Genomic DNA, 13399 nt, shown 5'->3' with positions numbered 1-13399 from the left:
CGCTCGGGGCGGTCGCGGACCTACGACCGGGTCGACTCGCCCGTGTCAGACCTTAACCCGATATGAGTGACCCATTTCGCAGGTACTCGTCGAGCCGGTGGCGCGCCCTGTCGCGGACCCTGCGGCGCAGCGCCGGAGCCCAGCCGACGAGCACGCCGGTGGGCCTGCCCAGCGCCAGCGTCGACCAGTGGCGAAAGTCGAAGTCGTCGTGATGGCGGACGATCAGCCCGTCCTCGAACCGGAACTGCGCGCTCACCTGGTTGACCACCTGCCTGCCGTTGCGCCGCAGGACGTAGTCGGCCGACCAGCTCGCGCCGCCGGAATGGTCGTCGGCCGTGATGTCCCAGGCCGCGATCTTGAGGTCGGTTACGGAGGCGAGGAGCATGCTCCACATGCCGACGACCTGGTCACGGCCCTCCAGTTCGAGGAAGACCGGGTCGCCGAAGCTGATTTCCGGGTGGTAACACCGTCCCAGGGCGTCGGTGTCGCCGCGCGCGAAGGCGTCGAAGAAGCCGCGGATCACCTGCTGGTGCTCGGCGGGTCCCGTCGCCGGTGTACGGGAGTAGGGCACTGCTCCAGCTTAGAGGGCTTTTTCCCGAACGCCGATGCCGTTACGCCGGCATCCTCCGAAAGCCGGTCGTCGATGACACCGAGCGCATCAGCGCGGGCCCCCGGCACCCCCGACCCCGTGGCCCACCCCGCCGCCTCCCCACCCCCCGCCGCTCACCTCGCCACTCACCCCGCCGCCTCCCACCCCCCGCCGCTCACCCCGTCCCGCGCGAGGCCCCACCTAGCGCGGTGACCGCATACGTTCACCGGGCGCGACTCTCCACCCGGCCACCTGCTGCACTGATCAGTGCATGCCCACATACGTTCGTCGGCCGCGACCCTCCACCCGGCCACCTGCTGCACTGATCAGTGCATGCCCACATACGTCGCCGGGCGCGACTCTCCACCCGGCCACCTGCTGCACTGATCAGTGCGTGCCCACATACGTTCGTCGGCCGCGGCTCTCTACCCGGGCCACGTGCCGCAGTGATCGGCGCCGGGTCGGCGGGGCGTGGTACGGCGATGCCGGCGCCTGCTACGGCGCCCGACCGCCGCCGCGCACCGTGCCGTCGGCCGGCGGGGATGCGGATCACCCAAGTCGAATCTTGTTCTGGCGGGACAGTGCGCGTGTGCTGTCGGCGGACATGCGAGGCTATGTCCGCGCGTTCTCGCGCGCGGCCGCCGGTGGCCTGGTCGATGGAGGTGGACCCTGCAGACGTTCAGCGCTCTCTGGGCACGGCTGACCACCGTGCAGCCGGTCCCGCCCACGTGGATCGCCGCTCTGGCCGCGCTCGTCGCCTTCGGCGTGGTCGTGTACCCCACGTCGTGGCACATCTCCAGAGGCCTGATCACGATCGCGCACGAGGGAGGGCACGCGCTGGTGGCCGTGCTCACCCGGCGCAAGCTCCAGGGCATCCGCCTGCATTCCGACACCTCCGGGGTCACGCTGACCCGGGGCCGTCCCACCGGGCCGGGGATGATCTTCACGGCCGCCGCCGGGTACGTCGCCCCCTCGCTGCTCGGGCTGGCCGCCGCGTGGCTCACCGCCCTCGGGTACATCACGATCCTGCTCTGGACCATCATGCTGCTGCTGGCCAGCATGCTGCTGATGATCCGCAACGTCTTCGGCGTGGTGTCCCTCCTGACGATCGGCGGAGCGGTCTTCGCGCTTTCCTGGTTCGCCCCGGCGCACGTCCAAGCGGTCGGCGCACAGCTCGTCGCGTGGTTCCTGCTGATCGGCGGCGTACGGCCCATCCTCGAACTGCGGAGCAAGCGCCGGCGCGGCCGGGCGCCCGACTCCGACGCCGACCAGCTCGCGCGGCTCACCCCGTTCCCGGGCGGCTTCTTCGTCTTCCTGTTCCTGCTGGTCTCCGGCGCGGCCCTGGTCATCGGCAGCTACCTGCTCACCCCTCTGGAGATCCTGGACCTGCTCAACGCCACCTGACGAGCGAAGATCACCAGCGGGCCGGGGCGCCGGTCACCGCCGCGTCAGGATGGGACGACTGTCGCCAGGGTCGAGCCGAAGCGCTGTTTGGTGACCTTGAGCTGGGCGGGCACGCGGGCACGCAGCTCGCCGACGTGGCTGACGATGCCGACCGCCCGGCCGCCGTCGCGCAGCTCGTCCAGGATGTCGAGGACACCGTCGAGCGTCTCGTCGTCCAGGGTGCCGAACCCTTCGTCGATGAAGAGCGTGCCGAGCTCCACCCCGCCCGCCTCCGCGGTCACCACGTCGGCCAGCGCGAGGGCCAGTGCCAGCGAGGTCATGAACGCCTCACCGCCGGACAGCGTCACCGGGTCGCGGTCGGCGCCCGTCCAGCCGTCCAGGACGCGCAGGCCGAGCCCGCCGCCGGAGCGCTTGCGGTCGGCCGCCGACTTGCGCACGTCGAACAGCAGGCGGTAACGGCCACCGGACATGTGGTCGAGCCGCTCGTTGGCGGCGTCCACGACCTGGCGCAGCCGCTCGCCGAGGACGAACGACGACAGGCGCATGTCGAGCCTGTTGTCGGAGGAGGTGCCGACGGCCAGCTCCGCCAGGCGCTTGGCCAGGCGGTAACGCTCCTCGGCGGGACGCCATTCGGCCAGGGCGGCTTCCAGCGTCGCGGTGAGCGCCAGCAGCTCGTCGTGCCGTCCTTCGGCCTGGTCGCGCGCGGAGGTGCGCGAGGCGTGCTCGCGTTCGGCGCGTTCGAAGTCGTCCGTGAGGGCGGGCAGATCGGGAGCGGGCGCGGCCGCCGCGGCCGCCAGTTCAGAATCGGCCAGCAGCCTGGTCACGGCGGCGCGTTCGGCGTCCAGCTCCCGCAACCGCGCGGCCATGGACTCCAGGCTCGCCGCCGGGCGCGTCGCCGCCCGCACGTCGGCGAGGCTCGCGAAGTCGGCGTCCGCGGCGGCGCTCTCGGCGCGTGCCACCGCGGCATCCCGTTCGGCGCCTTCGGTGAGGGCGGCGCGAGCGGTCTCCACGGCGTCCCGCAGCAGCTCGGCCTCGTCGGCGAGCCGGTCGACGCGGGCGGCGAGCGTGGCGTCCTCGCCCTTGGCTTCGGCCAGCCGGGCCGCCAGCCGCTCGGCGTCGGCGGCCGCGGTCTTCCCGGCCGCGCGCTCCGCGGCGATCTCAAGCCCGAGGCGCGTGAGGCTCTCACCGAGCTTGGCGAGCTGCTCCTCGACACCGGTCAGCTCTTCGACCAGCGCGGCCTCCCCCTGGGCCGCCTCCCGCAGCCGAGCCAGCGCCGCCTCGGCCTCGCGCAGCATCTCCTCGGCCGCGGCCGCGGTCATCTCGCCTTCGGCCGGCGCACCCTCGCCGGCGCGTTCGGACCAGGCGCGGGAGACGGCGGCGCGGGCCTCGGTGCAGGCGGTGGCCGCCTCGGCGACGCCTGCGGCGGCCTGGACGGCGGCGGCCAGTAGTGCGGTCTCGGTGGTGACGCGGTCGCGACGGGCGCCCACGCTGTCGTCGCCGCCGCGCGCGGCGGCGAGGAGCTCCCCGAGACGGTCGAGCTCGCGTCGCAGCCCGGCCTGGCCGGCGCGCCGCTCGGCGATCATGACGTCGAGCTCGCGGGCCCGGCCGGTGACCGCGTCCAGCTCGTCCTGGAGGCCACGGACCCGCGCCTCGATGGCGGGCACCTGACCGGCGATCGACTCCAGACGGACCAGTTCGGCATCGGCCTCGTCGCGCGCCGCCAGCGCCGCGCCGGCCGTCCGTCCGCCGGCGCGGAGGGTGGCGTCCTGGAGCCGCGCGGACAGCACCGCGACCCTGCCCTCGGCCGCCTGGCGGGTCTCCTGCGCGGCGTCGGACAGGGCCTGGGCCGCCTGCTCGTCGTCGAGCGTCGGCGTGGACAGGGCCGGCGACGCGGGCGCGGGATGGTCGGCGGAGCCGCACACCGCGCACGGCTCACCGGGGACCAGGCCGCGCGCCAACTCGGCCGCCATGCCTTCGATGCGGGCCTGCCTGATCTGCTGGAGACGGTCGCGCAGCTCCTGCGCCTCGTCGGTGGCCCGGCGCCGCTCGCCCTCGGCGGCCTCCAGCTCGGCCGCGAGCGCGTCGCGGCGCGACGCCTGCTCCAGCACGACCGCGGCGGCCTGGCAGGCGGAAGCGGCCGCCGGAACCAGCGCCGCCCCGGCCTGGGCCTCGGCGAGCCGTCCCGACGCCTCCTCCAGGCGGCCGGGAAGCCCGGCCCGCGCGTCGGCCAGGGCAGCCTCACGCTCGGCCAGCTCGGCGAGCACCCCGTCGAGGGCGCGCAGCGCGGCGCGGGTCTCCTCGAACCGGGCCTCGTCGGCCCGGCGGAGCTCCAGCCCGGCCAGCTCGTCACGGTGCGCCCGTTCGAGCGCGGCGAGCCGGTCGCGCAGATCGCGCGTGACCACTTCCACCGCGGCCGCGCCCTCCGCGAACTCCGTCGAGGAGATCGCCCCTCGCGCCACCTCCTCCAGCGACCCCGCCCAAGCCTGGGCCGCCCCAAGAGCCACTCCTCCGGCCGACGGGTCGACCCCGGCACCGACCTCGACCTCGGTGTCGGCATCGACCCCGGCATCGACCCCGGCGTCGGTACCGGTGTCGGTGTCGGCGGCTCCGGATGTCGTCCGCCGCGTCTGTGCCACCGGTGGGCCGGCGCCGGCCTCCCCCGATCGGGAGCCGGCGACAAGGGCGGCCGGCAGGGCGGCGAGGGCGTCCAGCAGGTCGCGCGCGGCGGCGGCGAGCCGCCCGGCGAGGGCGTCGCGGCGGCGGACGGCCGCGAGGTCGCCGGTGGCGGCGGCCACGGCGGCGCGGGCGCCGGGCAGGCCGGAGGCGGCCAGGCGGGCCTGCGCCAGACGCTCACCGGTCCGGCGGCGCAGCTCGGGCAGCGCGGCGAGCCGTTCGGCCGTCTCGGCCTCCTGCGCCGTGAGGTCCGCGAGCCGCCTGCCGGACGTGGCGAGTTGCTCACGCAGGCCGGCGAGCCGGGCCTCCTCGGGACGAAGCTCCTCCAGCCGGACGATCTCGTCGCGACGAGCGCGCGCCAGCTCGGCCAGCCGTTCGGGACCATCCGGTCGGGGCGGGCGCGCCTGCCCATCGCCCGGCTGGGGCGGACGTGTCCGTCCGATGCCCGTGTGCGTCGCGTCCTGGTCTTCCGTACCTGTATGCGGAGTGCCCGCACGATCGTGGCGCGTATCAGAGTGGCCGGTGCCGTCGTGATCGGTGCCGTCGTGATCGGCGGAGGGGCGGCGGGTGAGGGGAAGGGCTCGGGCCAGCGCGTCCGCGGCCAGGCCCTCGGCCTTGGCGGCGGCCTCCGCTCGCTGCTCGGCCTGCAGGACCAGCGGCAGCACGGCCTCGGCACGGGCGGCGTCGGCGAGGATGGACGCGAGGTCGGAGCGCTCGTCGGCGGTGCGGTCGAGGCCGTCGCGGCGGGCGACCGCCTCGGCGTGGGCGCGCTGCCGCTGGGCCAGTTCGCGTGCCGCCTCGAACGCGGCGCGCGAGGACCGCAGCGCCGCCTCGCTCGCCACCTGCGCACCCGCCTCGGTGACGTACGCCTCATGCGCCATCGCGAGCAGCGCCCGCGCCCACTCCAGCGGCTCCTCCCGGGGATCGGGAGCCGCCGCCGCGTCGGGGATGACGGCCGTCAGGAGGGCGGGGCCGGCGGCGCCGCGCATCTGGTCGACGACCGAGTCGACGCGCTGGCGCAGTTCCTGGCGTTCCTGGCCGGCGGTGGTGCGGTGGTCGGCCAGCCACCGCTCGACCTCGCTGTAGATCTTCACCGAGAAGAGCTTCTCGAGGAGCTTGCGCCGTTCGTCGCCGTCGGCGCGCAGGAACCGGGCGAAGTCGCCCTGAGGGAGCATCGCGACCTGGCAGAACTGGTCGGCGTTCATGCCGAGCAGCCCGCCGATCAGCTCGCCGGTCTCGTCGGCGCGCCCGGACAGGAACACGCGCTCACCGGAGGGCAGGACCTCTTCGAGCAGGACCTTGGCCTTCTCTTCGATGAGCCCCTCGCCACGCAGCTTGGGACGGTGCCAGACGGGCGAGCGAGTGACGCGGAACCTCCTGCCCCGCAGCGTGACGTCCAGCTCGACCTTGGGGCCGCGGTCGGCCGGGGCGTGGTCGCAGCGCAGGCGGCGGGCGCTGTTGCGCTGGCCGGGCACCTGGCCGTAGAGGGCGTAGCAGACGGCGTCGAGCACGGTGGTCTTGCCCGCGCCCGTCGGGCCGTGGACCAGGAACAGCCCCGCCTCGCCGAGGGCGTCGAAGTCGACCTCCTCCTGCCCGGGGAAGGAGCCGAAGGCGGTCAGCCGCAATCGGTGCAACCTCATCGCGCGCCCCCCTCTCCCCAGGCAGTGCCGCCGCCCGTCCCCGCTTGATCGTATGCGGGCAGATCGCGTGCACCCTGACGTCGGCTGACCGACGAGCACGCGCCCGTACGCCGCATGACCGCCGGGCCGTCGATCACCGTCACCGCCGATCGCGTGTCCGGGTGCCACCCGGCCGCGGGGACACCCACCTCCATGAAGGACGGTCGCGGCCCGGTGATCGGCATGCCGGTAGGGACGTTGATCCAGGTCACCGAGGGTCGCGGGGGCGTACGCAGGGTGACCGAGGGCGGCATGGGGGCGGCGGCCGCCCTGGGAAGGAGGGTCACGCGAGGGCCTCCTTGGCGCGGCATGCCTCGACGGCCTCGCGCAGCAGGCGGCGTTCGCCGTCGTCGGCCGGCTCGCCGCGCACCTCGCGGACGAAGTCGAGCGCCACCTCGATCTCGGGCCGGCCCGCGAGCCGGGGCGCGCGGGGGGCGGCCTGCGGGGCGTCCTCGGGGTCGAAGGACAGGGCCAGCGTGTGGGGGAAGCGCCGACGGAGGTTCTCCATGGCGCTCTTGGGCCGCACCGGGTCGGTGAGGGTGACCTGCAGCCAGTGGCCCTCCAACGCCGACCAGCGCTCTGAGGTGAGCAGATCGGCCAGCCGGCCGCTGACGCGGGCGATCGGCCGCGGCACGGGGGCGGGGACGAACTCGGCGCCCCGGAACCCGCCGGGTCCGATGTCGACCAGCCAGGACCCCTTCACCTGCGTGGCCTCGGAGAAGGAGTAGGCGATCGGGGAGCCGGAGTAGCGGACCGACTCGCTCATGCGCTGCCGGCCGTGCAGGTGGCCGAGGGCGACGTAGTCGACGCCGTCGAAGGCGGCGACCGGAACGTGCGCGACGCCGCCCACGCTGATGTCGCGCTCGCTGTCGCTGCCCTTGCCGCCGGTGACGAAGGCGTGGGCGAGCACCACCGAGGGCATGCCGCGCCCGGCCAGGTCGTCGCGGACCAGGCCCATGGCGTGCTCGAGAGCGGCCGAGTGGCTGCGCTCGGGCAGGGCCCACGGCGCGCGGACGGCCTCGGGCTCGAGGTAGGGGATGGCGTAGAAGGCCACATCGCCGACGACGACCGGCTCGCCGACGCGGGCGGGATCGGTGCGCAGGTGCACCCCGGAGGCGTCCATCAGGTCGGCGCCGAAGCCGAGCCGGCGCGCGGAGTCGTGGTTGCCGCTGATCAGGACGGTGTGGACGTTCTCGGCGACGAGCCGACGCAGGGTCTCGTTGCACAGCGCGACGGCGTCGACCGAGGGGAGCGCGCGGTCGTACACGTCACCGGCGACGGCCACCACGTCGACGCGCTCCGACCTGATCGTCTCCACCAGGTGGTCGACGAAGGCGGCCTGGGCCTCGAGCAGGCTCTCGCGGTGGAAGGCCCGGCCCAGGTGCCAGTCGGAGGTGTGCAGGACACGCATGTCGCAGGAAGCTAACAGGTCCCACCGACAAAGGTGGCCCCTCCGGCACCATCGTTCCATCCGTGTGACTTAACCTGATGATCGGAGGTCATATTAAGGGCGGAACGCCCTCGTATAGAGGACATGCGCGCGCCAGAGCCGGGCCTGTGGGCCGCCGCGGCACGACGGTCCGACGACGAGCCGCCGCACGAGGAGGTGGCGTGAGCGTCCGGAGCCGGCTGAGCGTCGCGACCGGGGTCCTGCTGGGGATCCTGGCCACGGTGGGTTACGTGCTGTCCCCGCCTTCCTTCGACCCGCCCCCGCTGACCCAGAGCGCGGGCCTGAGCGCCCTGCCGGCGCAGCCCGCCGCCGAGTACCGCCCGGTCCCGCACTACGGCGCCATCGACGTCAAGGACATCTCCGTGCCGGCCCAGGGCACCACGCTGACGGCGACGATCAGGTCGCCGCGCACTCCCGGCCGTCACCCGGCGCTGGTCTTCGTCCAGGGCTCAGGGTCGGGCGACCGTGGCGAGTTCACCACGCAGGCGACCTGGCTGGCCCGGGCGGGTGTGGTCACGCTCACCTACGACAAGCGGACCGTCGGATACGACTTCCGCCACCGCGACTTCTCCCTGCTCGCCGACGACGCGCTGCGCATGATCGAAACGGTGCGCGGGCGCCCGGACGTCGACCCGGGCCGCGCGGGCCTGTGGGGCGTGAGCGAGGGCAGCTGGGTGCTGCCGATCGCCGCGGCCAAGAGCATGGACGTCGCCTACACCGTCATGGTGTCCGCCCCCGTCGTCTCGCCGATGCGCCAGGTGGCGTGGGCGCTGAACGAGCAACTCCAGCGCCTGCACGCCCCCGCGGGGGTCCGCGAGCTGCTGACCAAGGCGATGGGCGGCGTCGGCTTCGACTTCCTGCGCTACGACAGCGTGCCGGTGCTACAGCGGGTGACGCAGCCGATGCTGGCGCTGTACGGGACGATGGACCCCTCGATCCCGTTCGTCGAGAGCACCCAGAAGCTCACCGCGGCCCTGCGGGAGGCGGACAACGCCGACTACACCATCCGCTTCCTGGGCGGGGCCGACCACGCGATGCGGGTGAACGGCGGGCCGTTCGCCCACGGCTACCTGGAGACGCTGGCCAACTGGGTTCTCAACCTGCCAAGGACGGCGGCGCCGGCGGCCGGGCTGCAGGTCGCGGGGGCGACGCCCGTGCAGCGCTACGTCGCGGCCGACGTGCCCACGGCGCCCTGGTACGCGCGCGGCGCCATCCTCGGCTTCGCGCTGACCCTCACCGCCGTCGGGTACGTCGCGGCCCCGGTGACCGAGATGGTGGTGCGGTTACGCGGCCGGGACGCCCTGGTGTCCCGGCCCGACCTGTGGCCGGGGATCCGCCGCCGCCTGCGCCGCATGGCGTGGACGGGGGTGGGCCTGCTCGCCGCCGTGACGGCGTTCATCACGCTGATCGTGCTGTTCTCGGTGAACCAGGCCGGGGCGTGGCCGGCCGTGCTCGCCGGGTGGCTGGTGGTCCGGGTGCTGGCCGTGCTGATGCTGGTGCAGGAGGTGACGACGGTCGCGGCCCTGATCGCCGCGCTGCGGGACGGCTGGGAGCCGGGGCGCTGGCAGCGGTTCGCGCTCGCCGCGGTGCTGGGGGGCACCGCCATGCTCATGGTCACCGCCGCCTACTACGGGCTGTTCGGCATCCCCTGGTAACCCGGCGTGCCTGCCCGCTGACCTGTCGGACACATCTTTCCCGGCATACCCGTACAACTCGACCGCCGTTCCCTGCATGTTCACGTCCGCGTCGGCTGCGCTGGATACATTGCCCCCTTGATCGAAGAGGATGGGGCAGCGTTGCCGGAGAAGATCAAGCCGCGGGGGACGGCCGCGGTCATCGGGTGGACGGCTCTTTCCGCCCTGGTGCCAGGCGCGGCGCACCTGCGCGCCGGCCACCGCCGCACAGGGTTCCTGCTGCTCGGCGCGTACGGCGTGCTGCTCGCGGCGGTCACGGCCGTCGCGCTGACGGCGGACGCCGGCCTGGCCGGGCGCCTGCTGGACCCCGGATGGCTGCGCGCCGTGATCGCCGTGGCGCTGGTCGCGGCGCTCGGCTGGTTCACGCTGCTGGTCCGCTCGTACGTGGTCCTGAACCCCGGTGAGCTGCCGCAGGCGGGACAGGTGGTCTCCGGCGTCCTGGCCGGGATCCTGGCGGTCAGCGTGGCGCTGCCGTTCGTCGTCGTCGCCCAGTACGCGATCGTGTCCGGGGAGACGCTGGACACGGTCTTCGACGCCCCGCCCACCGTGGCGGCGGCGCCGACGCCCGGCTCCCGCCCGGTGGACCCGTGGGCGGGCAGGACGCGGGTGAACATCCTGCTCCTCGGCGGCGACTGGCAGCCGAACCGGGTGGGCGTGCGCACCGACAGCCTCAACATGGCCAGCGTGGACGTGCGCACGGGCAACACCGTGCTGCTCAGCCTTCCCCGCAACCTGGAGAAGGTGCGCTTCCCCCCGGGCACTCCGATGCGGCGCAGGTTCCCCGACGGCTTCCGCCTGCCCGCCAACCCCGACGGTTCCCGCGAGGACCTGCTGTTCTCGGTGTGGGAGTACGCCGAGACCCACCCCGAGCTGTTCGGCGGCCGGCACGGCATGGGCCCCGAGACGCTCAAGCAGACCATCGGCTACACCCTGGGCCTGGACGTCGACTGGTACGCCCTGGTCAACATGTGGGGGCTGGCCAGGATCATCGACGCCCTCGGCGGCCTCACGCTGACCGTCCCGACCGACGTGGTGTTCGGCAAGTACAACGAGGGCCTGGTCAAGGCCGGCACCCGCAGGCTGCGCGGCGCGGACGCCATGTGGTTCGCCCGCTCGCGCACCTACAGCGACGACTACACGCGCATGGGACGCCAGCGGTGCGTGCTGGACGCCCTGCTCCACCAGACCGACCCCGGCACGGTGCTGATCAGGTTCAACCAGCTGGCGCGGGCGTCGAAGGGCATGTTCCGCACCGACATCCCCCGGTCGATGCTGGAGCACCTGGTGCCGCTCGCGCTGAAGGTGCGGGACGCGCGGGTAACCGGGGTGCAGTTCGTGCCACCGCTGGTCAGCACCGCCGACCCCGACTGGGCGCTGATCCGCGCGCGCAGCGCCAAGGCGATACGCGACTCGGCGGCGGGCCCCGCGACGCCCTCCCCCGCGGCGTCCGCGGTGACCTCGCCCTCGGCGTCCGCGGCATCCCCGGCGATCTCGCCCTCGGCGGGCGGCCCGGTCACGGCTTCACCCTCGTCGGCCGCCTCGGGTCCTGGCACCCCGTCCCCCTCGGCGACCCGCGCGGGCACGCCGGGCAAGCACGCCGACCGGAGCATCTGCGGCGCCTGAGGACCGGGAGCTCCGCCCCGACCCCTTGGTCACGGTTCGATAACGGCGACGCCTCGACCACGTCACGTAGTCGGTCGGCTACGGTAAGTCTTACTCGTGTGTCCGCCCCCCGCGACGCGGCCGTGCTGAAAGCCGTCCGCCATGACGCGTCCTCCCCGTTCCCTCATCCGCGCTCCGGGTGGCCTGTTACGAGCGTTGTTCCGGCGGCTCGCGAACCCCACGCCCCTGCGCGTCCCGCGGTCCCCTGCCGCCGCACCACCGGGCCGGCAGGTCCCGGACGCCCGCGTCCCGGCGCCTCTCGCCGGCGGCGCCGCCAACCCCCACAAGGAGAGCGCAGTGTCCAACGCGGAAGCCGGTTCGGGCATCACCGTGACCGGCATCGACGACAGGTACGGCGCGCTGTGCCAGGGTTCCAACCAGCGCTGGACCGCCCGGCCCGACTACGTCAAAGTCGTGCGGTCGACCGGCGAGGTGATCGGCGCCCTGAACGAGGCCCTCAACAGCGGCCGCACCCGGGTCACCGTGCGCTCCGGCGGCCACTGCTACGAGAATTTCGTGGCCGCCGACGGAGTCCAGGTGATCATCGACATGGGCGGCATGGACCGCGTCCACCACGATCCCGCCATGGGGGCGTACTGCGTGGAGGCCGGGGCGACGAACTGGCACAACTACGCCCGGCTGTACCGCGAGTCCGGGCGCACGCTGCCCGCCGGGTCCTGCTACTCGGTGGGCGCGGGAGGCCACATCTGCGGCGGCGGGTACGGGTTGCTGTCGCGCCGGCACGGCCTGACGGTCGACTACCTGTACGCCGTGGAGGTCGTCGTCGTGCGCCGCGAACCGCGCGGCGACTACCAGGCGCAAGCGGTGATCGCCCGCAGGGACGACGACGGCGACCTGCGCGAGCTGTGGTGGGCGCACACCGGGGGCGGCGGCGGCAACTTCGGGGTGATCACCCGCTACTGGTTCAAGGACCTCCCCCGGCCGCCGATCAACGTCTGGCTCAGCGCCGTCGGCTGGAGCTGGGAGGGCATGACCTATGACCGTTTCGCCCGGCTCGTCGGGAACTTCGGGCGGTTCTGCGCTGACAACAGCGCCCCCGGCAGCGAGTACGCCGGCCTGTTCTCCATCCTGAAGCTCACGCAGCGAGCGGCCGGGAAGATCGGGCTCATCACGCAGGTGGAGGCCACCAACCCCGCCGCCGGCCGCGACCGGCTCGACGCCTTCCTCGCCCAGATGGAGGACGGCGTGGACGCGCCGCGCGCCACCTTGGACGTGGAGACGGGCGAGCACCCGCCGATGGAAGGGCTGCACGACGAGCCCCGCCTGATGCCGTGGATCCAGGCGACCCAGACCCTCAACGGCGCGGGCGCGGGCCGGCGCGGGAAGTACAAGTCGGCCTACATGCGCAAACCGTTCCCCGACCAGCAGGTGCGGGTCATGTGGAACTTCCTGTCCGGCGCGCGCGACGACACCGAGGTCCCCGGCGACGACTACGACACCACCGCCTACGCCAACCCCGAGGCGCTCATCCAGGTGGACACCTACGGATGCGCGATCAACGCGGTCGGCGCGCACGAGACCGCCGTGGCGCAGCGCGACTCGATCATGAAGCTGCAGTACCAGACGTACTGGACCGACCCGGCCGAGGACGCCGTCCACGAACGCTGGATCCGCGAACTGTACCGCCGGGTCTACCACGCCTCCGGCGGCGTCCCGGTGCCGGCCTCGGCCGACGGCGCGACGGACCCCGACGCCGTCACCGACGGGTGCTACATCAACTATCCCGACCGCGATCTCAGCAGCCCACAGTGGAACACCTCCGACGTGCCGTGGTACCGCCTGTACTACGGCGACAACTACGAACGCCTGCGGCAGGCCAAGCACACCTGGGACCCGCACGACATCTTCCGGCACGACCAGTCGATCAGATGACGCCCCTCGGGCACGGCCCCCGGCACGGCCCCGGCACGACTCCCGTCCAGCCCGGCCGCCTCCGCCGTCTCATCCGCCTTATCCGCTTTATCCGCCCCGGCCGATCCACCGATGCCGCCGGCTCCATGGGCAGCCCCTGGCCGTTCATCGGCGGTGCTGACCGGTCATATCGATCCCGGCCGCTCATCGGCGGCCCTGGCGGTCATAAGCGACCGTCCCCGTTCATCGGCAACCTGCCGGTCCTGACCTTCCCTGGGCGGCCCTGCCGGTCCTGGCCCGTCCTCGGCGGTCCTGCCGATCCTGGGTGGTCTTGCCCGTCCTGCCGGGCCTGACCTGCACTGGGTGGTCCCGCCGG

The 13399-nt window shown here is 73.6% G+C and carries 7 protein-coding genes; 4 read left to right on the top strand and 3 right to left on the bottom strand.

What is annotated here, in order from left to right; all coding sequences use genetic code 11:
- Nucleotides 1-52 precede the first annotated feature (52 nt).
- Nucleotides 53-571 (bottom strand): nuclear transport factor 2 family protein, encoded by a 519-nt coding sequence (locus ABZT47_RS11965; RefSeq protein ID WP_354839402.1) that lies wholly within the window; start codon nucleotides 569-571, stop codon nucleotides 53-55.
- A 726-nt stretch (nucleotides 572-1297) separates the two neighbouring features.
- Here ABZT47_RS11965 and ABZT47_RS11960 point away from each other — a divergent pair.
- Nucleotides 1298-1993, top strand: a complete 696-nt coding sequence (locus ABZT47_RS11960; protein ID WP_354839399.1) for a M50 family metallopeptidase — start codon at nucleotides 1298-1300, stop codon at nucleotides 1991-1993.
- 44 nt (nucleotides 1994-2037) lie between these two features.
- On the opposite strand, the gene ABZT47_RS11955 is transcribed toward ABZT47_RS11960, so the two are convergent.
- Together ABZT47_RS11955 and ABZT47_RS11950 are read right to left on the bottom strand one after the other, a co-directional pair.
- Nucleotides 2038-6306: an AAA family ATPase gene (locus tag ABZT47_RS11955; RefSeq protein WP_354839396.1), complete on the bottom strand. Its 4269-nt coding sequence runs from the start codon at nucleotides 6304-6306 to the stop codon at nucleotides 2038-2040.
- A gap of 322 nt (nucleotides 6307-6628) precedes the next feature.
- Nucleotides 6629-7756: an exonuclease SbcCD subunit D gene (locus tag ABZT47_RS11950; protein ID WP_354839393.1), complete on the bottom strand. Its 1128-nt coding sequence runs from the start codon at nucleotides 7754-7756 to the stop codon at nucleotides 6629-6631.
- Between the two features lie 200 nt (nucleotides 7757-7956).
- On the opposite strand from ABZT47_RS11950, the gene ABZT47_RS11945 reads away from it, so the two are divergent.
- The 3 genes from ABZT47_RS11945 to ABZT47_RS11935 all read left to right on the top strand — a co-directional run bounded on the left by ABZT47_RS11945 (nucleotide 7957) and on the right by ABZT47_RS11935 (nucleotide 13044).
- Nucleotides 7957-9450 (top strand): prolyl oligopeptidase family serine peptidase, encoded by a 1494-nt coding sequence (locus ABZT47_RS11945; protein WP_354839390.1) that lies wholly within the window; start codon nucleotides 7957-7959, stop codon nucleotides 9448-9450.
- A 117-nt stretch (nucleotides 9451-9567) separates the two neighbouring features.
- On the top strand, nucleotides 9568-11112 hold the full coding sequence (locus tag ABZT47_RS11940; protein WP_354839387.1) for an LCP family protein: 1545 nt from the start codon (nucleotides 9568-9570) through the stop codon (nucleotides 11110-11112).
- A 336-nt stretch (nucleotides 11113-11448) separates the two neighbouring features.
- The gene (locus ABZT47_RS11935; protein WP_354839385.1) at nucleotides 11449-13044 is read left to right on the top strand and encodes a BBE domain-containing protein; all 1596 of its coding nucleotides are present in this window, start codon (nucleotides 11449-11451) and stop codon (nucleotides 13042-13044) included.
- The last annotated feature ends 355 nt before the right edge of the window (nucleotides 13045-13399 follow it).

This window comes from Sphaerisporangium sp. NPDC005289 (assembly GCF_040607455.1).
Classification (GTDB): Bacteria; Actinomycetota; Actinomycetes; order Streptosporangiales; family Streptosporangiaceae; genus Sphaerisporangium; species Sphaerisporangium rhizosphaerae.
Note: the sequence above shows the minus strand (reverse complement) of the source record. Positions and strands in the feature narration are given on the sequence as shown.

Coding starts and splice junctions, on each gene's coding strand:
- ABZT47_RS11955 (WP_354839396.1), bottom strand. CDS start 6,306: ATGAGGTTGCACCGATTGCGGCTGACCGCCTTCGGCTCCTTCCCCGGG.
- ABZT47_RS11950 (WP_354839393.1), bottom strand. CDS start 7,756: ATGCGTGTCCTGCACACCTCCGACTGGCACCTGGGCCGGGCCTTCCAC.